Source organism: Janthinobacterium sp. GW821-FHT03C10, assembly GCF_059420865.1.
Genome location: NZ_JBWKUN010000009.1, coordinates 184031 through 209113 on the forward strand (window position 1 = coordinate 184031; position 25083 = coordinate 209113).

General features: G+C 62.4%; 24 protein-coding genes. 8 read left to right on the plus strand and 16 right to left on the minus strand.

Features of this window, described 5'->3' with window-relative positions; all coding sequences use genetic code 11:
* Nucleotides 1-2: 2 nt before the first annotated feature.
* The 5 genes from AC07VH_RS25845 to AC07VH_RS25865 form a co-directional block, all read right to left on the minus strand.
* On the minus strand, nucleotides 3-347 hold the full coding sequence (locus AC07VH_RS25845) for a YciI family protein (RefSeq protein WP_494788782.1): 345 nt from the start codon (nucleotides 345-347) through the stop codon (nucleotides 3-5).
* Nucleotides 348-445: 98 nt separating this feature from the next.
* Nucleotides 446-895: a gamma-butyrobetaine hydroxylase family protein gene (locus tag AC07VH_RS25850; protein ID WP_494788781.1), complete on the minus strand. Its 450-nt coding sequence runs from the start codon at nucleotides 893-895 to the stop codon at nucleotides 446-448.
* A gap of 9 nt (nucleotides 896-904) precedes the next feature.
* Nucleotides 905-1357, minus strand: a complete 453-nt coding sequence (locus tag AC07VH_RS25855) for an HIT family protein (RefSeq protein WP_494788780.1) — start codon at nucleotides 1355-1357, stop codon at nucleotides 905-907.
* The gene (locus AC07VH_RS25860) at nucleotides 1354-5394 is read right to left on the minus strand and encodes a DUF3683 domain-containing protein (RefSeq protein ID WP_475417119.1); all 4041 of its coding nucleotides are present in this window, start codon (nucleotides 5392-5394) and stop codon (nucleotides 1354-1356) included. Before AC07VH_RS25860 ends, AC07VH_RS25855 begins: the two co-directional genes overlap by 4 nt.
* A 258-nt stretch (nucleotides 5395-5652) precedes the next feature.
* Nucleotides 5653-6144 carry a YqaA family protein gene (locus AC07VH_RS25865; RefSeq protein WP_046682119.1) on the minus strand — a complete coding sequence of 164 codons (492 nt, stop codon included), beginning with the start codon at nucleotides 6142-6144 and terminating at the stop codon, nucleotides 5653-5655.
* A gap of 201 nt (nucleotides 6145-6345) precedes the next feature.
* Here AC07VH_RS25865 and ilvA point away from each other — a divergent pair, with 201 nt between their 5' ends.
* From ilvA to rapZ, 5 genes are all read left to right on the plus strand, one after another.
* Nucleotides 6346-7881 carry a threonine ammonia-lyase, biosynthetic gene (ilvA, locus tag AC07VH_RS25870; RefSeq protein WP_034753344.1) on the plus strand — a complete coding sequence of 512 codons (1536 nt, stop codon included), beginning with the start codon at nucleotides 6346-6348 and terminating at the stop codon, nucleotides 7879-7881.
* Between the two features lie 120 nt (nucleotides 7882-8001).
* Nucleotides 8002-8844 (plus strand): NADPH-dependent 7-cyano-7-deazaguanine reductase QueF, encoded by an 843-nt coding sequence (queF, locus tag AC07VH_RS25875; protein WP_494788779.1) that lies wholly within the window; start codon nucleotides 8002-8004, stop codon nucleotides 8842-8844.
* 342 nt (nucleotides 8845-9186) lie between these two features.
* The gene (locus tag AC07VH_RS25880; protein ID WP_034753339.1) at nucleotides 9187-9669 is read left to right on the plus strand and encodes a PTS sugar transporter subunit IIA; all 483 of its coding nucleotides are present in this window, start codon (nucleotides 9187-9189) and stop codon (nucleotides 9667-9669) included.
* Between the two features lie 36 nt (nucleotides 9670-9705).
* Nucleotides 9706-10641 (plus strand): HPr(Ser) kinase/phosphatase, encoded by a 936-nt coding sequence (gene hprK / locus AC07VH_RS25885; RefSeq protein WP_034753337.1) that lies wholly within the window; start codon nucleotides 9706-9708, stop codon nucleotides 10639-10641.
* A 166-nt stretch (nucleotides 10642-10807) separates the two neighbouring features.
* Nucleotides 10808-11671, plus strand: a complete 864-nt coding sequence (rapZ, locus tag AC07VH_RS25890) for an RNase adapter RapZ (protein ID WP_139092210.1) — start codon at nucleotides 10808-10810, stop codon at nucleotides 11669-11671.
* Here rapZ and AC07VH_RS25895 read toward each other — a convergent pair whose 3' ends face one another.
* From AC07VH_RS25895 to AC07VH_RS25930, 8 genes are all read right to left on the minus strand, one after another.
* Nucleotides 11672-12757, minus strand: coding sequence for an enoyl-CoA hydratase/isomerase family protein (locus AC07VH_RS25895; RefSeq protein ID WP_494788778.1), 1086 nt, complete (start codon nucleotides 12755-12757; stop codon nucleotides 11672-11674).
* Between the two features lie 136 nt (nucleotides 12758-12893).
* Entirely contained in the window at nucleotides 12894-13253 is a 360-nt protein-coding gene (gene hpf / locus AC07VH_RS25900) for a ribosome hibernation-promoting factor, HPF/YfiA family (RefSeq protein ID WP_436497672.1), read from the minus strand.
* A 69-nt stretch (nucleotides 13254-13322) separates the two neighbouring features.
* Nucleotides 13323-14801 carry an RNA polymerase factor sigma-54 gene (locus AC07VH_RS25905; RefSeq protein ID WP_475417116.1) on the minus strand — a complete coding sequence of 493 codons (1479 nt, stop codon included), beginning with the start codon at nucleotides 14799-14801 and terminating at the stop codon, nucleotides 13323-13325.
* Between the two features lie 4 nt (nucleotides 14802-14805).
* Nucleotides 14806-15561 (minus strand): LPS export ABC transporter ATP-binding protein, encoded by a 756-nt coding sequence (gene lptB, locus AC07VH_RS25910; RefSeq protein WP_034753325.1) that lies wholly within the window; start codon nucleotides 15559-15561, stop codon nucleotides 14806-14808.
* Nucleotides 15561-16142 (minus strand): lipopolysaccharide transport periplasmic protein LptA, encoded by a 582-nt coding sequence (gene lptA / locus AC07VH_RS25915; RefSeq protein WP_475417115.1) that lies wholly within the window; start codon nucleotides 16140-16142, stop codon nucleotides 15561-15563. Before lptA ends, lptB begins: the two co-directional genes overlap by 1 nt.
* 25 nt (nucleotides 16143-16167) lie before the next feature.
* Nucleotides 16168-16779, minus strand: coding sequence for an LPS export ABC transporter periplasmic protein LptC (lptC, locus tag AC07VH_RS25920; RefSeq protein ID WP_475417114.1), 612 nt, complete (start codon nucleotides 16777-16779; stop codon nucleotides 16168-16170).
* 42 nt (nucleotides 16780-16821) lie between these two features.
* Entirely contained in the window at nucleotides 16822-17355 is a 534-nt protein-coding gene (locus AC07VH_RS25925; RefSeq protein WP_475417113.1) for a KdsC family phosphatase, read from the minus strand.
* Entirely contained in the window at nucleotides 17355-18365 is a 1011-nt protein-coding gene (locus tag AC07VH_RS25930; RefSeq protein ID WP_494788776.1) for a KpsF/GutQ family sugar-phosphate isomerase, read from the minus strand. The genes AC07VH_RS25925 and AC07VH_RS25930 overlap by 1 nt, the downstream gene beginning before the upstream one ends.
* Before the next feature lie 108 nt (nucleotides 18366-18473).
* Between AC07VH_RS25930 and AC07VH_RS25935 the strand changes: the two genes are divergently transcribed.
* The gene (locus tag AC07VH_RS25935; protein ID WP_475417111.1) at nucleotides 18474-20453 is read left to right on the plus strand and encodes a cation:proton antiporter domain-containing protein; all 1980 of its coding nucleotides are present in this window, start codon (nucleotides 18474-18476) and stop codon (nucleotides 20451-20453) included.
* On the opposite strand, the gene AC07VH_RS25940 is transcribed toward AC07VH_RS25935, so the two are convergent.
* The 3 genes from AC07VH_RS25940 to AC07VH_RS25950 form a co-directional block, all read right to left on the minus strand.
* A complete protein-coding gene (locus AC07VH_RS25940; protein ID WP_475417110.1) occupies nucleotides 20454-21614 on the minus strand; it encodes a GGDEF domain-containing protein in 1161 nt (386 codons plus the stop codon).
* A 34-nt stretch (nucleotides 21615-21648) separates the two neighbouring features.
* On the minus strand, nucleotides 21649-22500 hold the full coding sequence (locus AC07VH_RS25945; protein ID WP_494788774.1) for an MOSC domain-containing protein: 852 nt from the start codon (nucleotides 22498-22500) through the stop codon (nucleotides 21649-21651).
* Nucleotides 22501-22628: 128 nt separating this feature from the next.
* Nucleotides 22629-23723 carry a type II asparaginase gene (locus tag AC07VH_RS25950; protein WP_475417108.1) on the minus strand — a complete coding sequence of 365 codons (1095 nt, stop codon included), beginning with the start codon at nucleotides 23721-23723 and terminating at the stop codon, nucleotides 22629-22631.
* 133 nt (nucleotides 23724-23856) lie between these two features.
* Between AC07VH_RS25950 and AC07VH_RS25955 the strand changes: the two genes are divergently transcribed.
* Nucleotides 23857-24249 carry a hypothetical protein gene (locus AC07VH_RS25955; protein ID WP_475417107.1) on the plus strand — a complete coding sequence of 131 codons (393 nt, stop codon included), beginning with the start codon at nucleotides 23857-23859 and terminating at the stop codon, nucleotides 24247-24249.
* On the plus strand, nucleotides 24246-25082 hold the full coding sequence (locus AC07VH_RS25960) for a MipA/OmpV family protein (protein ID WP_475417106.1): 837 nt from the start codon (nucleotides 24246-24248) through the stop codon (nucleotides 25080-25082). Before AC07VH_RS25955 ends, AC07VH_RS25960 begins: the two co-directional genes overlap by 4 nt.
* Nucleotide 25083: the final 1 nt, after the last annotated feature.

The following is a 25083-nucleotide window of genomic DNA, read 5'->3' on the forward strand; positions in this document are numbered from 1 at the left end:
GCTCACGCCATGACGGGCCGCACTTCGATGGTGCCCAGGGATGCCACTGGGCAACGCCCGGCCCAGGCCAGCGCCTCGTCCAGATTGGCGCAGTCCAGCAGATAGTAGCCGCCCAGCTGCTCCTTGGTTTCCGCGAACGGCCCATCCGTGACGACAGGCTTGCCATTGCGCACACGCACGCTGGCGGCGCTGCGCACGGGCGCCAGCTCGGCGCCGCCGCGCAGCACGCCGGCCGCGTCCAGTGCCTGCGTGTAACTTGCGAACTCGGCCATCAGGCTGGCCATCTGCCCTTCCTCCATCGCTTCAAAACGCGCCTCGTCGGCGTAGAGCAGGATCATGTATTCCATAGTCTGTTCTCCAAAAGAAAAATGCCCGCAAGCGCGGGCATCCATACGACGAACGGGGCAGCGGCAATCCGACAAGATTACAGCATTATTTTTTTAGCTTAATGTTTATGCCCGCAGCTGGGGCCATGGACGTGGCCGGAAGATTGCTTGACCGTCATGTCGGCCTTGGCGTCGCGGCCGCTGTCGCCCGGGTAGCCGGCCGCCGCCAGGCGGTCCAGGTAGTCCTGCCACAGGGTCGCTTGCTCCGCGCCCAGCTTGTACAGATAGGCCCAGGTGTACAGGCCGGAATTGTGGCCATCGCTGAAAGTGGGCTGCACGGCGTAGTTGCCGACCGGCTCCAGACCCGTGATACCGACCAGGCGTTTTCCTAACTGCAAGGTTTCCTGGCCCTTGCCATGGCCCTGCACTTCGGCCGACGGCGAATACACCCGCAGGTATTCGAACGGCAGCGCAAATGTGCTGCCGTCGTCGAAAGCCACGTCGAGCACGCGCGACTGGTTGTGCACGGTCAAGCCGGTCGGTTGGGGTGTTGCTGCTTTTTCAGTCATGACAATACTTTATGCGGATAAACGTTGAAGGATGGCGGTGCGCAAGGCCGGCAACAGGGCGCGGCGCGCGGCCAGCACCTCGGGCGCCGTCTCGCGCTGCACCACGGCCCAGCTGGGGTTCGGGAAATGCGCGTCGTCGCGGTAGCGGGGAATCACGTGCCAGTGCACGTGCGGCGTCATGTTGCCGAAACTGGCTACGTTGACCTTTTCCGGCGCCATCACTTCACGCACGGCCAGCTCGACCTGCCACACGACTTCCATCACGTAATTGCGCTCGCCCGGCGTGAGATCCGTCATTTCCTTCACGTGCTTGTTCCAGATCACGCGGCAAAAGCCGGGATAGGCAGCGTCATCGACAGCCACCACGGACAAGCGTTCGCTGCGCCACAGCAAGGCCTCACAGCCCTGCTTGTTGGCAAAGCCATCGAGCAAGTTGCACAGATCACAGGTCGAGGACGTCACACCAGCACCCGTTCGATGCCGCCGTCATTGGCGCGTTTCACGTAATCCGGCATCCAGTTTTCTCCCAGCAAGTGTTTGGCGATCTCGACGACGATGTAATCGGCCGTCGTACCCGAATCATCATTGTAGCGCGACAAGCCTTGCAGGCACGACGGGCAGCTGGTGAGGATCTTCACGTCGCCCGTGAAACCGTCGCCGCGCAGCTTGTCGGCGCCCTTGACCATCTCCTCTTCCTTGCGGAAACGCACTTGCGTGGAAATGTCGGGGCGCGTGACGGCCAGCGAGCCCGATTCGCCGCAGCAACGGTCATTCTTCTCGATCTTCACGTTGTCCACCGTGCTGATCAGGGAATTGATGGTTTTGCCCGATTCCTGCAGCTTCATCGGATTGTGGCATGGCTCATGGTACATATAGCGCGTGCCGTTGACGCCTTCCAGCTTGACGTTTTTCTCCAGCAAATACTCATGGATATCCATAATGCGGCAGCCAGGGAAAATCTTTTCAAACTGGTAGGTAGCCAGCTGGTCGTAACAGGTGCCGCAGGACACCAGCACCGTCTTGATGTCCAGGTAATTGAGCGTGTTGGCCATGCGGTGGAACAGGACGCGGTTATCCGTCATCATCTTCTCGGCCTTGTCGAACTCGCCCGCACCCCGCTGCGGATAACCGCAGCACAAATAGCCCGGCGGCAAGACCGTCTGCACGCCCACTTCCCACAGCATCGCTTGCGTGGCCAGGCCCACTTGCGAGAACAAACGTTCCGAACCGCAACCGGGGAAGTAGAACACGGCTTCCGTATCGGCCGTGGTCGTCTTCGGGTTGCGGATGATCGGAATGACCTTGTCGTCTTCGATGTCGAGCAGCGCGCGCGCCGATTTCTTCGGCAGGTTGCCCGGCATTTTCTTGTTGATGAAGTGGATCACCTGCGCCTTGACGGGCGGCTTGCCCGTCGACGGCGGCGGCGCCTTGGTTTGCTTCTTGGCAAATTTCTTCAGCAAGTCATGGCCCAGGCGCTGCGCCTTGTAACCCCAGCCGATCATGACCTGGCGCGTGGCGTTGATGGTCACGGGATCGGTAGCGTTGAGGAACATCATCGTCGCCTTGGTGCCCGGATTGAAGCTCTTCTTCTCCATCTTGCGCAGCAAATTGCGCATGTTCATCGACACGTCGCCGAAGTCGATATTCACGGGGCAAGGCGTGACGCATTTATGGCAGACCGTGCAGTGGTCGGCCACGTCCTCGAACTCTTCCCAATGCTTGATGGAAATACCGCGGCGCGTCTGCTCTTCGTACAGGAACGCTTCGATCAGGGACGAGGTGGCCAGGATCTTGTCGCGCGGCGAGTACAGCAAGTTGGCGCGCGGCACGTGGGTCGAGCATACGGGTTTGCACTTGCCGCAACGCAAGCAGTCCTTGACGCTGTCGGCGATGGCGCCGATATCGCTTTGCTGCATGATCAGCGATTCATGGCCCATCAGACCGAACGATGGCGTGTAGGCATTGCGCAAGTCGGCGCCCATGCCTGGCAGGTTCAGCAATTTACCCTTGTTGAAACGGCCTTCCGGATCGATGCGCTGCTTGTAGCTGCGGAAGTCGCCGATCTCTTCTTCCGTCAGGAATTCCAGCTTGGTGATGCCGATACCGTGTTCGCCGGAAATGACGCCATTCAGCGAGCGGGCCAGGATCATGATGCGGCCCACGGCTTGGTGGGCGTCCTGCAGCATTTCGTAATTGTCCGAGTTGACGGGCAAGTTCGTGTGCACGTTGCCGTCGCCCGCATGCATGTGCAGCGCGACAAACACGCGACTACGCAGGATGCGCGCGTGGATGGCCGTGGCCTCGTCGAGGATCAGCTTGAAGGCGGCGCCATTGAAGATCTGGCGCAGCTGGGCGCGGATTTCCTGCTTCCACGTGATGCGCACGGTGCGGTCCTGCACCACGTCGAACAGGGTGGCGTTCGGCTGCGTTTCCAGGCGCACATCGAACACGGGCAGCAAGCGCTCCATACCCAGTTCAGCCAGTTCGCCTTTCACATCGACCAGCGGACGGTCCAGCTGGGCCAGCAGATAGGTCCAGCGTGCCGTCACTTGCGCCAGCAACTGCTGCGCCTGCTCGGCGCGGTCGCCCAGCATTTCCGCATCGTCGACGCGGTCATCCGATGCATCGTCGCTCTTGCCTACTGGCAAATTCCCCTTGGCAAAGAATTCGCTGAGGGCCTCCGCCAATTGCAGTTTATTCTTGATCGACAGCTCGATATTGATGCGTTCGATGCCATCCGTGTATTCGCCCATGCGGTTGAGCGGGATCACGACGTCTTCATTGATCTTGAACGCATTGGTATGCTTGGCGATCGCCGCCGTGCGGGCACGGTCGAGCCAGAATTTCTTGCGCGCTTCCGGGCTGACGGCCACAAAACCTTCACCCACGCGGGTATTGGCGATGCGCACCACTTCCGAGGCCGCTTGCGCGACGGCGTTTTCATCGTCGCCGACGATGTCGCCAAACAGGGCCATCTTCGGCAACACGCCCCGCTTCGACTTGGTGGCGTAGCCGACGGCGCGCAGGTAGCGCTCGTCCAGGTGTTCGAGACCCGCCAGGCGGATGCTCGTGTATTGCTCGCCTTTCGCCGGCAAGCCGTCCAGGTAATCCTTGATTTCCACGATCGACGGGATCGCGTCGCGCGCCTGGCCGAAGAACTCCAGGCAGACGGTGCGGGCGAACTTCGGCATCTTGTGCAAGATCCAGCGCGCCGACGTGATCAGGCCGTCGCAGCCTTCTTTCTGGATGCCCGGCAAGCCGGCGAGGAATTTATCGGTGACGTCCTTGCCCAGGCCCTCCTTGCGGAACTTGCGGCCAGGAATTTCCAAAATTTCCGTCTTGAACGGCGCGCTCGGTTTCGTCGCGTCGCGCGTGCTCGGGTGGCGCCATTCCAGCTGGAAGCGCGCCAGCGCGATATCGTGGATCTTGCCCAGGTTGTGGTCGAGGCGCGTGACCTCGAGCCAGTCGCCGTTCGGGTCGACCATGCGCCACGAGGCCAGGTTGTCGAGCGCCGTGCCCCACAGCACGGCTTTCTTGCCGCCCGCATTCATGGCAACGTTGCCGCCGATGCAAGATGCATGCGCCGAGGTGGGGTCGACGGCAAACACGAAACCGGCCTTCTCCGCCGCTTCCGACACCTTGTTCGTGATCACGCCCGCGCCCGAATGGATCGTCGCGTATTCGTGCGTGAGGCCCGGCAAGACCGTCATTTCCACGGCGCCCAGGGTGATCAGTTTTTCCGTGTTGATGACGGCCGACATCGGCGTCAATGGAATCGCGCCGCCCGTGTAGCCGGTGCCGCCGCCGCGCGGGATGATGGTCAGCCCCAACTCGATACAGCCTTTGACCAGGCCAGCCATTTCCTCTTCCGTGTCGGGCGTGAGCACGACGAACGGGTATTCCACGCGCCAGTCGGTGGCATCCGTCACGTGCGACACGCGCGTCATGCCGTCGAAGCGCACATTGTGTTTTTCCGTGTAGCGGCCCAGCACCTTGACCGTGCGCTTGCGCAAATCGTAGGTCTTGCGGAATTCGTCGCCAAAATCGGCCACGGCCTTGCTGGCAGCCTTGAGCAGCAGCTCCACGTTATGGCTGCGCGCCTGCGCCACCTCCGGCGTTTCGCCGCTGGCGGCCACGTCGCCGCCGGCCGCATCGATGGACAGGCGGCGCTTGTCGACTTCGGCCAGGCGGTGATGCAAGGCGTCGATCAAGCCCTGGCGACGCTTCGGATTGTCGAGCAAGTCATCCTGCAGGTAGGGATTGCGGCGCACGACCCAGATGTCGCCCAGCACCTCGTACAGCATGCGGGCCGAACGACCCGTCTGGCGGGCGCCGCGCAGCTCGTCGAGCAGGCGCCAGGAGTCCTCCCCCAACAGGCGTATGACGATCTCGCGATCGGAAAACGACGTGTAGTTATACGGGATTTCGCGCAGGCGGCTTGCTGCGGGACCATTCGGCGTTTCTGCCAGTAAAGCTTGGATTTGTGCGGGAGCGTTCATGGAGTGTGGTGACGATGTGGACTGGACCCTAAAGACCCATTTTATCTTATTGCGCCGCACCATGCGGGAACAGCCTTAGGCAGCCTAAGGTTTAAGCACCTCATCCAGTACCATAGCAAATATGGAAAAGTCTTCTTTTGCATGAATAAAAAACCAGTCCCCTGGATTTTTTGACGCAAAAATACCAATAATCTCACTTTGCCGCAAACTATCGAACTGCCCGAAAACGGGGTGAATTGGCGTTGCAAGCCGTCCCATTCAAGCCAGCATCTGACCAATCCGGTGCCATACGCCATCGGGGACGTAGAGCAGCAAGCCCGTCATGGTCAGGTAGCGCGCGCATTTGCCGATGGCCATGTAGGCCACGCTGGGCCAGAACGGCAGCTTGAGCCAGCCGGCCAGGGTGCACAGGGGGTCGCCCACGAGGGGCAGCCAGGCCAGCAGCATGGTCTTGGCGCCATAGCGGGCCAGCCAGCGGAACCAGCGCGTGTCGCGCTCCTTGGCGAACGCCTGCTTGGCCCGGTAGCCCAGCCAGTAGTCGACGATGCCGCCCAGGGTATTGCCCAGGGTGGCGACGCCGATGGCGGCCCAGAACAGCGCGGGATTGGCCTTGATGACGGCAAACACGGCCGGCTCCGAGCCGAGCGGCAAGAGGGTGGCGGAAATAAAGCTGATCAGAAAGACCGATGTCAGCCCGACTTCCGGTGCTGCGATCAGCTGCAGCAGCCAGGCGATTGCGGATTCGATCATGGAACACTTCGCGATGCGGTAAGGCTCTCCATTATAATGAAGAGCAGCCTGGGCGCCGCACACATCGCGCCGGCTGGCAAAGGCAGACCCGCCCGCAGTTCCACAGAGCATTATTGTCGCCAGGCTATCCGCCGCCGCGCCGCCGCTATCGACCGACACGCTCCAGACCCTTTCTGGCCCAGAATCACTTGCTTGCAGACTATGAACATCGACTACCTCAAGAAAATCCTGACCGCCCGCGTCTATGACGTCGCCACCGAAACGCCGCTGGAACTGGCACCTGCCCTGTCGCAGCGCCTGAACAACCAGATTTACTTCAAGCGCGAAGACATGCAAAGCGTGTTCAGCTTCAAGATTCGCGGCGCCTACAACAAGATGTCCAAGCTCAGCGAAGCGGAACGCAAGCGCGGCGTGATCTGCGCCTCGGCCGGCAACCATGCCCAGGGCGTGGCCCTGTCGGCCGCCCGCATGGGTTGCCGCGCCGTCATCGTCATGCCCACCACCACGCCGCTGGTGAAGGTCGAGGCGGTCAAGGGGCGCGGCGGCGTGAACGTGGAAGTGGTGCTGCACGGCGAGTCGTACACGGATGCCTACAACCACGCGCTGACCCTGGAAAAGGAACAGAAGCTGACCTTCGTGCACCCGTTCGACGACCCGGACGTGATCGCGGGCCAGGGCACGATCGGCATGGAAATCCTGCGCCAGCACGCCGGGCCCATCCACGCCATCTTCGCCCCCATCGGCGGCGGCGGCTTGATCGCCGGCATTGCCGCCTACGTGAAACAGATTCGCCCCGACATCAAGATCATCGGCGTGCAAAGCGTCGATTCGAACGCCATGGCCCGCTCGCTGAAGGCGGGCGAACGCGTGACCCTGAACGACGTGGGCCTGTTCGCCGACGGCACGGCCGTGCGCCTGGCCGGCGAGGAAACCTTCCGCCTGGTGCAGGCGTATGTCGATGAAATCATCACGGTCGACACGGACGCCATCTGCGCCGCCATCAAGGATGTGTTTACGGACACGCGCAGCATTCTGGAGCCATCCGGCGCGCTGGCCATCGCCGGCGCCAAGGCCTACGTGGAACGGGCCAGCCTGACCAAACACCCCGTCAACAATGAAACCCTGGTCACCATCGCCAGCGGCGCGAACATGAATTTCGACCGTTTGCGTTTTGTGGCGGAACGGGCCGAGCTGGGGGAATTCCGCGAAGCCGTGTTTGCCGTCACCATGCGCGAACAGCGGGGCAGCTTCAAGCGCTTCTGTTCGCTGATCGGCGCGCGCAACGTGACGGAATTCAATTACCGCATCAGCGATGAAAAAGCCGCGCACGTGTTCGTCGGCATCCAGATTGCCGACCGGCATGAATCAAGCGTGCTGGCGAAGACCTTCGAGGAACACGAATTCAAGACCCTGGACCTGACCCACGACGAGCTGGCCAAGTCGCACATCCGCCACCTGGTGGGCGGCAAGAGCCGCCTGGCGCAGGACGAGCTGCTGTACCGCTTCGAATTCCCCGAACGCCCGGGCGCGCTGATGCGCTTCCTCGACAGCATGGCGCCGAACTGGAATATTTCCCTGTGCCATTACCGCAGCCAGGGCGGCGACGTGGGCCGCATCCTGATCGGCCTGCAAGTGCCGCCCGATGAAATGGGAGAATTCGCCCGCTTCCTCGATACCCTGGGCTACCGTTACTGGGATGAAAGCAGCAATCCCGTGTATAAGCTGTTCCTGGGTTAAATTGGCAAGTAACCCTACTGCAAATGCTGGGGTCAGACCCGTCGGGTCTGACCCCGGTCCTTGCCCTTGGGTTGAAATAAGCTACCATTCACCCTTCACAGAATTTGTAGCCACGCCACCATGACCACCACCAACGACCTCGCCGAACAATCTCCCCTGGGCAAAAGCTCCGCCTACCGCACCGATTACGCGCCGGAATTGCTGTTTCCGATTCCGCGCCAGGGCAAGCGCGACGAGCTGGAACTGCACGGTACATTACCGTTCTTCGGCCTCGATATCTGGAACGCGTATGAATTGTCGTGGCTGAACCAGCGCGGCAAGCCGCAGGTGGCGATTGCCAAGGTCAGCGCGCCGGCCGATTCGCCCAACATCATCGAATCGAAATCGTTCAAGCTGTACCTGAACTCGTTCAACCAGACCAAGCTGGACAGCCCGGAAGCCCTGTTGATCTTGCTCAAGCAGGATTTATCGAACGGCTTCGGCGCGCCCGTGCAAGTGGAACTGACCTTGCAGGAAGATTTCGGCAAACTGAAAATGGGCGAATTCGACGGCGTGCTGCTCGACCGCCTGGACCTGGAAATCACGCAATACACACCCTCGCCGCAGCTCTTGAAGGCGGCGTTCGATGATGCGCCGGTGGAAGAAAAACTCGTCTCGCACTTGCTCAAATCGAATTGCCTGGTGACGGGCCAGCCCGACTGGGGCAGCGTGCAGATCGAATATGCGGGACCGCAGATCGACCAGGAAAGCCTGTTGCGCTACCTGATCGGTTTCCGCGAGCACAATGAATTCCACGAGCAATGCGTGGAGCGCATCTTTGTCGATATCTTGCGTCAGTGCAAGCCGCAAAAACTGTCCGTGTATGCGCGCTATACGCGCCGCGGCGGCCTCGACATCAATCCCTGGCGCAGCAACTTCAGCACGGGAGCGATGCCGGGCAATCTGCGCAATGCGCGCCAGTAACGCTAGGCAACACCGCGCCCCCCCCAAAACCATGCCAACAGGAATGTTGGCTGTGTTTTAAAACAACGTTGCAGTAGTGCCGCAGAGCATGTCAAAGACGCTGAAAAATCGGAAAATCGGCATTCGGCGGCGGAAAAACCGGCGCGCGGCGTGTTTTTAATCAAGAAATAGCCGATGCGCGCCGATGTTATTTTTTTGCCAAAATGATGGCCACATAGGCTATAGCGCCCACTGCGCCCGCGGCGGGCGTATACTGTTGAGAATTGGCGTTACAGGCCGCGAAAACAGGCCTATAATTCGGCTCGCAAGCCCTCTGCGCATTGCACCATTTCATTGAGTGTCATGACTAATCTTAGCAAAATATTATCTCTCGAAAACGTCCTTCTGGACCTGGAAGTCTCCAGCAAGAAGCGCGCTTTCGAGCAAGCCGGCCTGATCTTCGAAAACAATTACGGCATCGCCCGCTCTACCGTCTCGGACAATCTGTTTGCCCGCGAACGCCTGGGCTCAACGGGTCTGGGCCATGGCGTGGCCGTGCCGCATGGCAGGGTCAAGGGCAGCAAGACCTTGAAATCGCCGCTGGGCGCCTTCGTGCGCCTGGCCGAGCCGATTCCGTTCGAATCGCCCGATGGCAAACCCGTCAATCTGCTGTTTTTCCTGCTGATTCCCGATCATGTCACCCAGCAACATCTGGAAATCCTGTCGGAAATCGCCGAAATGTTTTCCGATGACGCCTTCCGCACGGCATTGGCCACGGATCCGGAACCGAAATCCGTGCATTCGCGCATCGTCAATTGGCAACCCAGTCTGCAAGCGGCGGGTTAAACTTCAGGTATTCCTCCACTCCTGAAGAAGACTGCCATGTTGCAAACGCCGCTGACGATACAACGCCTGTACGACGATAATCGTGAAAGTCTGCAACTGGGCTGGTTCGCCGGCTTCCCCGGCGGCGAACGCCTGATCTCGGGCGACGTCTCGTCGGCCGCCGACCAGGTGGGCCACTTGAACCTGATCCATCCGGGCCGCATCCAGGTCTTTGGCCACCAGGAAATCAATTACTACCAGCGCCTGAAGGTCAACACGCGCACCCACGTGATCGGCGAACTGATCGCCGGCGGTCCGCCCGCGCTGATCATCGCGCAAGGGCTGGAAACGCCGCCCGACATCCTCGCCATCTGCGACGAGCAAAACATCCCCCTGTTCTCGACCCCGCTGCCGGCTGCGCAAGTGATCGACTTCCTGCGCGTCTACCTGTCGAAAAAATTGGCGCAGCGCATCATCATGCATGGCGTATTCATGGACGTGCTGGGCGTGGGCGTGCTGATCACGGGCGATTCGGGCCTGGGCAAGAGCGAGCTGGGGCTGGAGCTGATTTCGCGCAGCCACGGCCTGGTGGCCGACGACGCCGTCGAATTCTCGCGCATCGCGCCGAACATGATCGAAGGCCGCTGCCCGCCCCTGCTGCAAAACCTGCTGGAAGTGCGGGGCCTGGGTTTACTCGACATCAAGGCCATCTTTGGCGAAACGGCCGTGCGCCGTAAGATGCGCCTGAAACTGATCGTGCACCTGGTGCGCCGCAACGCGCTGGAGGAAGAAGTCGAGCGCCTGCCCTTCCTGTTCCCCACGGAAGACGTGCTGGGCTTGCCCGTGCGCAAGGTCGTCATCCCCGTCGCCGCCGGCCGCAACATCGCCGTGCTGCTGGAAGCGGCCGTGCGCAACACGATTCTGCAGCTGCGCGGCATCGATACCTTGCAGGAGTTCATGGAGCGGCAACGCCTCGCCATGAGTGGCGATTAACAACGTAGGTCGGATTAGCGGGGCCGCCGAGGTGGGGCAAGGCCCCGCGTAATCCGACGACAATGTTGGCGCGTGCAGCAAAGAAATACCACAGTCCAAATTGCAATAATTTGTAAAGATAATTGCCTCGGGAGCGCAGTGCCGTCCTTTATTGTATGATCGGGCTATGCATATCGTCCTTATCACCGGAATATCCGGCTCCGGTAAATCCGTCGCGCTCAATGTGCTGGAAGATACCGGCTACTATTGTGTCGACAACCTGCCACCGGCCTTGCTGCCGAGCCTGGTGCAAACCCTGCTTGACGAGGGCACGCCGCAGCTGGCCGTGGCCGTCGATGCGCGCAGCGCCGAGTCGCTCGTCAGCTTGCCGCACAATGTAGCCCTGTTGCGCGACCAGGGGCATGACGTCAAGGTCATGTTCCTGACAGCCACCACGCATTCGCTGGTGGCGCGCTTCTCGGAAACGCGGCGCAGCCATCCCCTGTCGCACGAATTGCGCCCGAACCAGAATCCGGCCAGCCGCCGCACCCTGATCGAGTGCATCTCGGAAGAACGCGAACGCCTGTCGGCCATCGAGCAGCTGGGCCATGTGATCGATACCTCGGAACTGAGCGCCAACAAGCTGCGTGCCTGGATCAAGGATATCGTCGCCTCCGAACGCGCGCCGCTGACCCTGTTCTTCGAATCGTTCGCCTTCAAGCTGGGCGTGCCGCTGGATGCCGATTTCGTCTTCGATGTGCGGGCCTTGCCCAATCCCTATTACGACCTGGCGCTGCGCCCGCTCGACGGCCGCGACGCGCCCGTGATCGCCTTCCTCGACGCGCAGCCGAGCGCGCTGGAACTGCTGGCCGACATCCGCGCCTTCATCGAGAAATGGTTGCCGTCATTCAAGTCCGACAACCGCAGCTACCTGACGGTGGCCCTGGGCTGCACGGGCGGCCAGCACCGCTCCGTGTACATGGCGGAGCGGCTGGCGCAATACTTCGGCCCCAACGAGCGGGTCGTACTGCGCCACCGCGAGCGTTCTTAATCAGTCGAGGTGGCGCAGCGGATGCGCTTGCGCCGGCCACACGGGGGCGAAGAAGCGCGCCACCATGGCTGCATCGACCTCGCCCAGGCTGGCAGGCTGCCAGCGCGGCGCATTGTCCTTGTCGACCACCAGCGCGCGCACGCCTTCGAGCACTTCGCCATGTTCGAAATTGTGGCGCACCAGCGTGCGCTCCATGCGCAGGCAATCGGCCACGCCCAGATGGGCGCCCCGCTGCAGCAATTCCAGGGTCACGCACATCATCAAGGGCGAGCGCAAGCGCATGGCCGCCAGGGCCTTCGCGGCAAACGCGCTGTCGTCCTGCGCCAGCGAGGCCATGATGGCGGCCACCGAACCCGCGCTGAAATGGCGGTCCAGCGCCGCGCGCGCCGCGGCCAGGGGGGAAGTGCCCGCCTCGGCCTGGAAGGGCGCCGCCAGCGCCTTGATGGCGACCGGCAAGGCCTCGCCCGGCGTCGACTCGAACAGGGCCAGCAACGCCCCCATCTGCGCCTCGGGCAGATACACATCGGCCAGGCCCGTGTACAGGGCGTCGGCCGCGTTGATCGTCAAGCCCGTCAAGCCCAGGTACAGGCCCAGCCGGCCCGCCAGGCGGGAAAGAAAGTAACTGCCGCCCACGTCGGGGAACAGGCCGATATTGACTTCCGGCATGGCCATGCGCGTGCGGCCCGTGACGATGCGCAGGCGGTTGCCGGGCCCGGCTTGCGCCACGCCCATGCCGCCGCCCATCACCACGCCGTCCATCACGGCGATATACGGTTTCGGGTAGAAGTGAATCAGATGATTTAAAGCATATTCTTCCGTAAAGAAATCTTCCAGCTGGGCGCTGCCGCCTTGCGGCGTGGCCAGGCCCGCATCGTAAAAGAAACGGATGTCGCCGCCGGCGCACAGGGCTTTCTCGCTGCTGGAGCGGATCACGACGGCATCCACCTGCGGGTCGTCGCGCCAGGCCAGCAAGGCCGCGTTCAGGGCGCGCACCATCTCCAGCGACAGGGAATTCAAGGCTTTCGGGCGGTCGAGCACGATGTGCCCCGTGCGGTGGCGGATGGAAGTCTGGACGAAGTCGCTCATGGCAGGATGGAAAGAAGTGAAAGTGCCAACATTCTAGCGCCTGCGCGGGGAACATTGCGTTCGACAGGGACGGGCGCAAAAAAGGGCGCAATGTGCGCCCTTAGTTGATCACAACCGGTTGAAAGTCGCAGGCCGCTTAGGCGGCGGCGAATTCTTCTTCCGAGTTGTCTGGCAGATGCTTGATCGCCTCTTTACCGTGCCCTTGCACTTTGGTTTTGTATTTCATCACTTGCCTATCGAGCTTGTCGATCAGGGCATCGATCGCGGCATACAGGTCTTGCGCCAGGCTTTCCACATAGACGGTTTTGCCACTCAGACGCAGGTTGACTTCGGCCTTTTGACGTTTTTCTTTCTCTTTGAGGTTATCCACGGTCAGAATCACGGCGATATCGATGACTTGATCGAAATGACGTTTCACGCGCTCCAGCTTCGTTTGTACGTATTCACGGATGGCTGGTGTCACTTCGAGATGATGTCCGCTGATGGTGAGATTCATACACACTCCTAAAGATGATCGGGTTCGTGCGGTCCATCCTATCCGGCCCGCAGAGGAACCGAAAAAAACTTACAAACACTTACGCAGGCTCACTGGCGGAATTTTCAATGCTTCCCGGTATTTGGCAACAGTACGTCGCGCAATCACCATGCCTTGTTCCCCCAGCATGTCCGCAATCTTACTGTCGGATAAAGGATTTTTAGGGTCTTCTGCTCCTGTCAGTTGCACGATCAATGCCCGTATCGCCGTCGATGACGCTTCGCCCCCCGCTTCGGTGGCGACGTGGCTACCAAAGAAATATTTCAACTCGAACATGCCGTGCGGGGTCAGCATGTACTTTTGAGTTGTTACCCGCGAGATAGTACTCTCGTGTAAACCCAGTGTATCAGCTATTTCACGGAGCACAAGGGGGCGCATGGCAACGGCCCCATGCGAGAAAAAGTTCTTTTGCCTTTCTACTATCGCCTGCGCCACGCGCAGGATCGTGTCGAAGCGCTGGCGCATATTCTTGATCAGCCACTTGGCTTCCTGCAACTGTGCGCCCATGGCGCCCTCGCCCTTGCCCTGCTTGAGCAGGTTGGCGTACATGGCGTTGACGCGCAGGCGCGGCATGACGTCGTTGTTCAGGGTGACTTGCCAGCCATTGCGCGCGCGCTTGACGACGACGTCGGGCACCACATAGTCGGACACATCCGAGGCGAACACGGCGCCCGGGTGCGGATTGCACTGGCGAATCACCGTCTGCGCCTCGCGCAAGTCTTCCTCGTCGCAATCGAGGGCTTTCTTCAGCTTGTTGAAATCGCGCTGGGCAAACCAGGCCAGGTGCTTTTCCACGATGACGAGGGCCATGCGCCGCGTCACCATGGCGACGTGCGGCAAGCGCTTGATCTGCAGCGCCAGGCATTCGGACGCATTGCGCGCGCCCACGCCCGGCGGATCGAAACTTTGCAGCAGCGACAAGGCCGTGCGCATCTCGTCGGCGTCGATTTCCAGCTCTTCCGGCAGGCGCGCCAGGATGTCGTCGAGCGACTCTTCCAGATAGCCATTGTCGTCGAGCGCGTCGATGATCAGCTCGACCAGCGCGCGGTCGCGCAACTCGAGCACCGTCACGCGCATCTGCTCCATCAGGTGCTCGCGCAGGGTGCAGTGGTGGGCCTCCAATTGCGGACGGGAATCTTCGTCGTCGGGCGCCTTGCCCCGGCTCGCCTCGCTCCAGTCGCTGTCGCCGCCATCCGCGGCGGCCGCACCGTCGCCCCCCTCGCCGTCAAACGTTTCCGCTTCGGCCGGCGCTGCGGGCGCCTCCTGGCCTGGCGGCTGGGGCGGCGCTTCGGCCGGCGCGGCCGTGGAACTCAAGGCCCCGTCGGACAGCAGGCGCAGCGAACGGTCGAGCGGATCGTCGAGGCGCTCGAGCAAGGGATTGTCCGTCAGCAGCTGCTCGAGTTCCTGGTGCAATTCCAGGGTAGACAATTGCAACAGGCGTATCGATTGCTGCAACTGCGGCGTCAGTGCCAGATGCTGCGAAGTGCGCAGCTGCAATGATTGTTTCATTGGCTCACATGCGGAAGTGTTCGCCCAGATAGACCCGGCGTACCGACTCGTTGGCGATGATGTCGTCGGGGCGTCCCGACGCCAGCACCGAGCCCTGGTTGATGATGTAGGCACGGTCGCAAATACCCAGCGTCTCGCGCACATTATGATCGGTGATCAGCACGCCGATATTGCGCTCCTTCAAGAAGCGCACGATGCGCTGGATCTCGATGACGGCGATCGGATCGACGCCGGCGAAGGGCTCGTCGAGCAGCACGAAACGGGGATCGGTGGCCAGCGCGCGGGCGATTTCCACGCGGCGGCGCTCGCCGCCCGACAGGGACAGGGCCTGGTTCTCGCGCAGCTTTTCAATCTGCAGGTCGGCCAGCAGTTTATCCAGCCGTTCCTCGATCTCGGCCTTCTTCAGGGGGCGGCCTTCGACGGTCTGGATTTCCAGCACGGCACGGATATTGTCTTCCACCGTCAGCTTGCGGAACACGGACGCTTCCTGCGGCAGGTACGACAGGCCCATCTGCGCGCGGCGGTGGATGGGCAGGCTGGAAATGTCCACGCCGCTGATATCGATGCTGCCGCCATCGGACGGCACCAGGCCGACGATCATGTAGAACGACGTGGTCTTGCCGGCGCCGTTCGGACCCAGCAGCCCCACCACTTCGCCGCATTCGACTTGCAGCGACACGTCATGCACGACTTGCCGCTTGCCATAGGTTTTCTGCAGCCCGCGAACGATCAGGGTACTGCCGCAACGAGTATTGTCCATTATTTCGTTCCTGGCGCAGGCGTGGCCGGCGCTTTCTCCGCCGCGGGCGCCTTGGTCTTCGGCTGGATCACCATGCGCACGCTGCCGCCATCGGGGGTGCTGGTGCCGCTGTTGGAATTTTCCATCGCAAACACTTCCTTGCGGCTGTCATACGAGATGAAGGCGCCATTGGCCACGTCGGTCACTTTCGTGCCCTCCAGGCGCGTCAGCTTGGCCCTGGAAAACAGTTTCACCACTTCCGTCTTGTTGTCGTATTCCACGCGCTCCGCTTCGCCTTCGACCCACAGGTCGCCCGCGCCATCGCGCTTCTGGCGGAAGGTGGCCAGCTTGCCGGGATCGGCCCAGAAGGTAATGAACTGGTAGCCTTGCGGGTCTTCCGTGATCAGGGCCCGGCCCGCCTTCATGGTCAGGGTGCCCTTGACCAGCACGACGTCGCCCGTCAGGGTACGGATCTGCTTGACGTCATCGACGTGGCCGCTACGCGCCGTGATGACGGCTTCCTTCTCGGAATCGGCCTTCTCGGCATGCGCCACGCCCATCATGGCCAGAGAAAATACGCTCAACAGCAAGATGTTCTTCATAGTATGGTTTCCTTGTTTCATTCTGTCATTTTGCCGCCGCGGCCGGGCGCGGTTTCGGCGGGAGGACCATGCGCAGCGCATTTTGCACTTCCACCACGCCGGTGGCGTTATTGGCCTTCATGCCGATGCCATTGAGGCGCGAAGTACCCGTCAGGATATCGACCGGCACGTCCGTTTCCATTCTTTCCTCGTCCGGAAACACCGTCAGCGCTTCCGTCCTCACGGTCAGGTTCTGCGCCTTCGGACTGGCCGCGCGATCGATCACGACCTTGCGGTGCAGTTGCAGCCGGGTATTATCCTGGTCGATATGCGCCAGTTCCGCATTCATGTTCAGCGGCGGCATGCCGGGCGTCAGCTTGCGCACGAAGGGCTGGTCGATATCGGACGAATCGTCGAGCGGATAATGCGTGAGCTTGGTGCCCGACACGATATAGCTGGGTTTACCCGTCAAATCCATGCGCACCAGGCTGAAATTGGTGATGAAATAGTCGGGCTCGTCCAGATGCTTGCTGGCCCTGATGTCCTGGCCATTCTTGTTCATCACTTCGAGCAGCCAGAAGCTGCCCAGCGCGACGACGACCGCGCCCAGCACGGTAAAAATCATGCGCCAGCGATGGGCGCCTCCTGGCTTACGCATAGGGCTTCACTCTTTCAAAGGTCACTGGCGGCAAGGCGCGCCTCACTCCAGGAACGGCGCCATGACGCGCGCATAGTTGTCCTGGGCGCGCAGCAGGAATTCGCAGATCTCGCGCACCGCGCCGCGGCCGCCGCCGGCCTGCGTCACATGGTGCGCCAGGCCCTGCGCTTCCGGACGCCCGCCCGGCACGCTGACGGCAAAGCCCACGCGGCGCAGGATGGGCGCATCGATGACGTCGTCGCCGATATAGCCGCATTGTTCTTCCGTCAAGCCCGTCAGCGCCAGCAGCTCGCGAAACGGCGTCAGCTTGTCGTGACCGCCCTGGTGCACATGGGTAATGCCCAGGTCTTGCGCCCGGCGCGCCGTGATGGCCGAGCGGCGCGCGCTGATGATGGCCGTCTGCACGCCCGATTCCTGCAGCAGCTTGATGCCCAGGCCATCATACACATTAAACGTTTTCATCATCTCGCCATCGGGGCCGAAATGCAGGCTGCCGTCAGTCAGCACGCCATCGACGTCAAAGATCATCAGTCTGACCTTGGCCGCGCGCGCCAGATTGTCCGCTACGCTCTCCATCAGATCACCTTCGCTTGCGTCAGATCATGGATATGCAGCGCGCCCACGAGCTTGCCGTCGGCATCGACGACCAGCATCTGGTTGATGCGGAACTGCTCCATCACGGCCACGGCGTCGACGGCCAGGCGCTCGGGCGCGATGCTGCGCGGCTGCGCATGCATGACGTCGCGGATCGCCACTTGCGTGAAATCCTGCACGCGCTCGAACATGCGGCGCAAGTCGCCATCCGTAAACACGCCCACGGGGCGGTTGTCCGCATCGACGACGGCCGTCATGCCCATGCCCTTCTTCGTCATCTCTTCCAGCGCCTGCAGCAGCGAGGCTTCCACCGGCACCTGCGGCACCCGTTCACCGCTGCGCATGACGTCATGCACGTGCGTGAGCAGGCGGCGGCCCAGGGCGCCGCCCGGGTGCGAGCGGGCGAAATCTTCTTCCTTGAAGCCGCGCAAGTCGAGCAAGGCCACGGCGATCGCATCGCCCAGGGCCAGGGTGACGGTGGTGCTGGCCGTCGGCGCCAGGTTCAGCGGACAGGCTTCTTTCTCAACAGAAATATCCAGGTGCACATCGGCCAGCTGCGCCAGGCTGGAGTTCGGCTTGCCCGTCATGGAAATGAGCACGCCGCCCATGCGCTTGACGACGGGCATGATGGCCATCAGCTCGGACGATTCGCCCGAGTACGAGATGGCAATAAAAGCATCGTCCGAGGTGACCATGCCCAGGTCGCCATGGGCCGCTTCGGCCGGATGCACGAACAGGGCCGGCGTGCCGGTGGAAGCGAGGGTGGCGGCAATCTTGCGCGCGATATGGCCGGACTTGCCGATGCCGGAAACGACGACACGCCCCGTGCACTGCAGCAACAGCGCCACGGCGCGGCCCACGCTGTCGTCCGTGGCCAGGCGCGCGTGCAGCGCAACGATGGCGTCGGACTCGATCTGCAAGGTGGTGCGGGCCAGCGCGACGGCGCGCTCGGTCGTCGCTTGCATGTCAATTCGATCAAAAGCTTTCAGCATTGTTTTTTCATGGGTTACACTCATGCCCAAAGTATAAACGAATTAGGAAAGCAAAAAACTTGCCAGTCACAACAAACAACGATTTCCATTGACCGCACCGGGCAACCCATGTTTTCCTCGCTTGAACTGACCCTGATGTTACTCGGCAGCGCCGTGCTGGGCGTGGTCGCTTTCAGAATGTTGCATTTGCCGCCCATGCTGGGCTACCTGGCCGTCGGCATCGTCATCGGCCCCCATGCGCTGGGCCTGGCGGCGGAAAACGAGGCCAGCCATACCCTGGCCGAGTTCGGCGTCGTCTTCCTGATGTTTTCCATCGGGCTCGAGTTTTCTTTGCCCAAGTTCCTCGCCATGCGGCGCATCGTTTTCGGCCTTGGCATGGCGCAGGTGGTCACCACCATCATCGCCACCGTCGTCTTCGGCTGGTTCGTCGGGCGCTACCTGTCCGCCTACATCCACCTGAGCTGGCAAGCCGCGTTCGCCCTGGGCGGCGCGCTGGCCATGTCGTCGACGGCCATCGTCTCGAAAATGCTCACGGAGCGGCTGGAACTGGAAAGCGAACACGGCCGCAAGATCATCGGCATTCTGCTGTTCCAGGACCTGGCCGTGGTGCCCCTGCTGATCCTCATTCCCGCCCTCACGCGCGATTCCGACAACCTGGCCGAAACCCTGGCCTGGGCCGGCGGCAAGGCCCTGGTCGTACTCATCTTGCTGCTGTTCATCGGCCAGAAGATGGTGCGGGGCTGGCTGACCATCGTCGCCAAGCGCCGCTCGCAGGAGTTGTTCATGCTCAACCTGCTGCTGATCACCCTGGGCGCGGCCTGGATCACGGAGCGGGCCGGGCTGTCGCTGGCCCTGGGGGCGTTTGTTGCCGGCATGCTCATTTCCGAGACGGAATTCAAGCACCAGGTGGAAGAGGATATCAAACCCTTCCGCGACGTGCTGCTGGGCCTGTTCTTCATCACCGTCGGCATGCTGCTCAATATCCGCGTCGTGCTGGACAACTGGTGGCTGGTCCTGCTGCTGCTGTGCGGCCCCGTGCTGCTGAAGTTCGCCCTGATCGCGGGCCTGGCCCGGCTGTTCGGGTCCAGCAACGGCGTGGCCTTGCGCACGGGGCTGGGACTGGCGCAGGCGGGCGAGTTCGGCTTCGTGCTGCTGAACCTGGCCGGCGGCATCAAGCTGATGGACCCGTTCGTCGTGCAGGTGGTGCTGGCCTCGATGGTGCTGTCGATGCTGGCGGCGCCCTTTCTCATCGCCAAATCCGACGCCATCGTCATGAAACTGGCGGCCAACGACTGGATGATGCAATCCCTGGCCCTGACGAAAATCGCCACGCGCACGATGGCTTCGCAGAAACACGTGCTGATCGCCGGCTTCGGGCGCAGCGGGCAAAGCCTGGCCACCCTGCTGGCGGAAGAAAAGATCGAATACCACGCGCTGGACCTGGACCCGGAACGGGTGCAGGAAGCGCAACTGGCCGGCGCCCACGTCTCGTATGGCGACGCGGGCCGGCGCGAAAGCCTGGTGGCGGCCGGCATCTACCGGGCCAGCGCCGTGGTGATCACGTATGCGAATACCCCCTCGGCACTGAAGTTATTGCATTTGCTCAAAGAAATGGCGCCGACCTTGCCCGTCATCGTGCGCAGCCACGACGATACCGATCTCGACCAGTTGAAGAAGGCGGGCGCGGCCGAGGTGGTGCCGGAATTGATGGAAGGCAGCCTGATGCTCGCTTCGCATGCGCTGATCATGATGGGCGTGCCCCTGCGCCGCGTCGTGCACCGGGTGCAGGCGGCGCGCGAGGAGCGCTACGCCTCCCTGCGCGGCTATTTCCACGGTTCCAGCGATGCGGGCGACGACGCGGAACTGGAACGCCTGCATACGGTCACCGTCAGCGAGGATGCGCACTGCGTGGGTTTACCGTTGAGTACGATCGACGTGGCCGGCTGCGGCGCGTTCGTGACGGCCATCCGCCGCGGCCGCGGCAGCCTCGACGTCACCCCCGAGACACAGCTGGCCAGCGGCGACGTGGTGGTGCTGCGCGGCACGGCCGACGCCGTGGCCAAAGCGGAAACGTTACTATTGAAATAATCAGCCGGCCTGCGGCTGCCAGCTGACGACCTTGTTGCGGCCATCGGCCTTGGCCTGGTACAGGGCCTGGTCGGCATGCGCCACCAGTTGCTGCGCCACCGATTCGATGGGTAGCAGCGCCGCGTCCGCTTCCAGGCTGGCCACGCCGATCGACACGCTGACCCACGCCTGCGCGCTGCCCGGCAAGTCGAACATGGTGCCGGCGATGCTGGCGCGGATGCGTTCGGCAACGAAGGTCGCGCTGTCGAGATCGGCGTCGATCAGCAGGACGACGAATTCCTCGCCGCCGAAGCGGCCCAGCGCGTCCGAACGGCGCAATTCCGTGCGGATGCGCGTGGCCACTTCGCGCAACACCTCGTCGCCGCCCTGGTGGCCATGCGTGTCATTGACCGATTTAAAATGGTCGATATCGATATACATGCATGAAATGCAATAATTCTGGCGCCGCGCGCGGGCGATTTCTTCCAGCAGCCGGCGGTCGATATAGCGGCGGTTGTAGACGCCCGTCAGGGAATCGGTCAGGCCGATATATTTGAGCATTTCATTGCTGATCACGTTTTCCAGGCAGATGGCGATGATGGACGCCATGTGCTTGATGAAATCCGTGCCCAGCGCGGGCGTAAAGCGCGTCGCGTCGCCGCTGGCCAGGTTCAGGCTGCCAATCAGGCGCTTGTTGCGCAGCAAGGGCACCAGCGCCACGCTGCGCAGGGGAACGTCGATCTGCGGAAAACGCGGGCCGTGCACGGCCGCATCGAAGGCGTCGAGCAGCGGCAGCGGCGGCAAGGCCGCTTCCCCCTCGGCCACGGGCCTTGGTGCGGCAAAACCCAGCTCCGCCACGGCATGCACGAACAGCAACTGCGGAAAAGCGCTGAAATCGACGCCCAGCTTTTCCATCACCAGCACGATATCGTCATCCTCGTCGAGCAGGCTCAGGGTGACGCCGTCGAGGTCGGAAATCACGGGCAAGGTGCGGAAGATGGTGCCGATCAACTCGGGAAACGTGGACGCGCTGACGATTTCCAGGTCGAACGCCTGGTGGCGGCACATGATGTCGTGGTTGCGCTCGACCTGTTCCAGCAGGAAAGCCATGCGCGCGCGCAAGGCCTGGTTTTCGGCTTCGAGGCTGGCAATGCGCGGGTCCGGCGGTATTGCTTGATTCATAGAAACCTTAAACCCTTATGTACGGGCGCCATGCTCAAAATGCCAGTTCGAAACCGATGTCCTGTCCCACCACGATACGCTCATCGCCACCTTCCGTGACGATGGCGTTCATGCCGAAGCAGATGGCGCCGTCGAGCTCGGGCTTGGCGCGATAGCCATGCATGACGTCGAGCGGGTCCGGTCCGGGCACGCCCGTGGCCTGGTCCACCGACGGGATCGGGCAACGCGAACACGGCTTGACGGGTTTCAAGGTTGTCGCGCCGAATTGCAGGAATTCGGCGTAGTCTTCCTCGAAGGCGCCGATGTCGCCGATGACCAGGTTGGGGCGGAAGCGGTTCATCGGCAGAGGTTCACGGCCGGCGGCGCGCAGCTTGTCATTGACGTCGGCCAGCGAGGCACTGCCCGCGATCAGCACCGGGTAGCCATCGGCAAACATGGTCGAAGCGGCAACGCCATCCGTCCATTTGGTGCTGGTGGCGCGCACCACGTCCGGGTGAAAGCGCACCAGGCGGCACGGCACGCCGATGGCCTGGCTGAACCAGGTGGCCGTGACCTCGTCGCAATCGTAGGCGCGCATGGTATCGTCCCACACCTGCACTTCCAGCATCGGTGCCAGCTGCGGATGCGGCAAGCCCAGCTCGATTTCCAGGCGCAGCATGCCCGGCGCGCGCAATTCCAGCGTGGTGGCCTTGATGGACGGCACGATCAGCGCCATGCGCGGATGTTCGCGCTGGGTCAAAAAGCGGCCCTGCGGGTCCACCACCATCCATTCGCGGTCGAACACGTGCTCGCTCATCAGCCCTGAGCGCGTCAGGACCGCCTCGCGCAAATGGATGCCGGCGCAGGATTTGATCGGATACAGGATGATGTCGGACAGGATAGCCATGGACAGGGGAGAAGGAACAGTGTTGCTGCTTCTGCCAGGAAATTATTCAGAAACGAAGTATGGCAGCAAAGCGGGCAAGCGTAAATCGGCCAGGCCCAGCCGAAGCGGCTGGGCCTGCATGACAAGGATCAATACGTATAGAAAATACGCTGGATTTCTTGCGTGCTGTTGGTTTTGGTCAAGGCCAGCATCAGCAGGATGCGGGCTTTTTGCGGGTTCAGGGTGTCGGACACGACACTGTCGAGTTCATCGTCGTTGGCTTCGCCATTGCGCGCCACGATGCCCTGGCCGACCCGGCTCGAACGCACGATCAGCACGCCCTTCTGGCGCGCTTCCACCAGGGCTGGCTTCATTTGCGCGGCCACGCTGCCATCGCCCACGCCCGCGTGGATGATGCCCTTGGCGCCGGCGGCAATGAAGGCGTCCATGCCGACACGGTTCATATTGGCGTAGCCGTAGACGATGTCCACTTGGGGCAAAGCGTCGAGCTTGCTGATGTCAAATTCCGATTCCAGGGTGTGCTTGCGCGTCGACTGGCGGTAAAAGAAGGCCTTGCTGCCCTGGATGTAGCCGAGCATGCCCAGTTCCGGCGACTTGAAGGTGTCCGTCGTCGACGTATTCGTCTTGGTCACTTCGCGCGCCGCGTTGATCTGGTCGTTCAAGGCCACCAGCACGCCCTTGCCCACGGCTTCCTTGCTGCCTGCCAGCATCACGGCGTTGTACAGGTTGATGGGGCCGTCCGCGGAGATGGCGGTCGAGGGACGCATGGCGCCCACCACCACGACCGGCTTGTGGCTTTTCACGGTCAGGTTCAGGAAATACGCCGTTTCTTCGATAGTGTCGGTGCCGTGCGTGACGACCACGCCGTCCACGTCAGCGGAGGCCAGCAGCACGTTGATGCGCTTGGCCAGGGCCAGCCAGTGGCTGTTGCCCATGCTTTCGCTGGCGATCTGGAACACTTGCTCGCCTTTCACATTCGCCACTTTTTTCAGTTCCGGCACGGCCGCGATCAGGCGCTCGACGCCCACGGTGGCCGAGGTGTAGCCGACGGTGGTGGTGCTGTCGGCGCCGCTGCCGGCGATGGTGCCGCCCGTGGCCAGGATCACCACATTCGGCAATTTGACGGCCGCCTGCTGCGCGCGTGCGGGGGACGCGGCAACAAAGCCCATCAGCAAGGTGGCCAGCATCAGCTGTGCACAAGAATGGAATTTGCGTGAAAACATGGTGCTCCTGTTCGGTGATGTGTCAAAGATAACAAAGTCGTGTGCAAATTATATGTCATCAGTGCGGCAAAAAAGTCCCGATTGACGCGTTCTGCGCAAACGTGCGCGCCTTCCCATGCGCTACAGTGGCGCCATGTCCACACTCCTGTCCTTCCGCTCTTGCCTCGTCCTGCCGTTCGTCCTGATGGCGCTGGGCGCCTGCTCCACACAGGTCGAACTGCGCGCGGCGGCGCAGCAGGAGCAGTGGGGACGTGAAGCCGCTGGCCAGGGCGACTGGGCGCAAGCCATGCGCAGCTACGCGGCCGCGGCCGAGAATGCCGAACTGGGCCATGGCGATGCAGCTTGGCAGGCGCGGCTGCACCACGAAGCGGGTCGCGCCGCCAGCGCCGCCTGCCGCTACGATGCGGCCGCATTTCATTTCCGCCAGGCGATCGCGCTGGCAAAGCAGGCCGGTACATCGAGCGCCCCCAGCGACAAGGCGCTGGAATCGCTACAGGCCGGCAAGCCTTGCGCAGTTCCCCCATGAACGTCGCGCGCACCTTGCTGGCAGCATCCACCCTCTTTACCGGCATGGCGTCCGCGTGCGCCGCCGAGCCGGCGCTCCCCCTATGGGAAGCGGGCGTCTTCGGCGGCACGGCCGTCACGCCCGCCTATCCGGGCGCCAGCGAGCGCTCGACGCGCAGCCTGGCCCTGCCCTATCTGATTTATCGCGGGAAAGTCTTGCGCGCCGACCGTTCCGGCGTGGGCGCGCGCCTGCTCGACACGGATCGCCTCGATTTCGATATCGGTTTTGCCCTGTCCTTGCCGGCCCGTTCCAGCGACGTGCCCGCCCGGCGCGGCATGCCGGACCTGGGCACCCTGGTGGAATTTGGCCCGCGCCTGAAAATCAAGCTGGCCGCACCGACGCAGCACAGCCGCCTGGGCCTGGAACTGCCCCTGCGCGCCGTCCTCGAAGCGCGCGGCGGCCTGCGCCGCCAGGGCGCCACGTTCGAGCCGCGCCTCGTGTATGCGCTGCAAGGCGAGCAGCAGGCATGGCACCTCGACGCCAGCCTCGGCGCCGTGCTGGGCAATGCCGCCATCAACGATTACTTGTATGGCGTCAGCCCCGCGTTTGCCGCCGATGGGCGCCCCGCGTATGTGGCCAAAAGCGGGCTGATGCTCACGCGCCTGGGCCTGGGCGGTTCGTACCGGCTGCATCAGGACTGGCGCGCCTTTGCCTTTTTGCGCTATGACAACTACACAGGCGCCGCCAACCGCGCCAGTCCCCTGTTGCGCCAGAACAGCGGCACCGCGGCCGGCATCGGCCTGATGTGGACATGGCAACGCTCGGAGAGCCTGGCACGGGGACCGGAAGACTAGC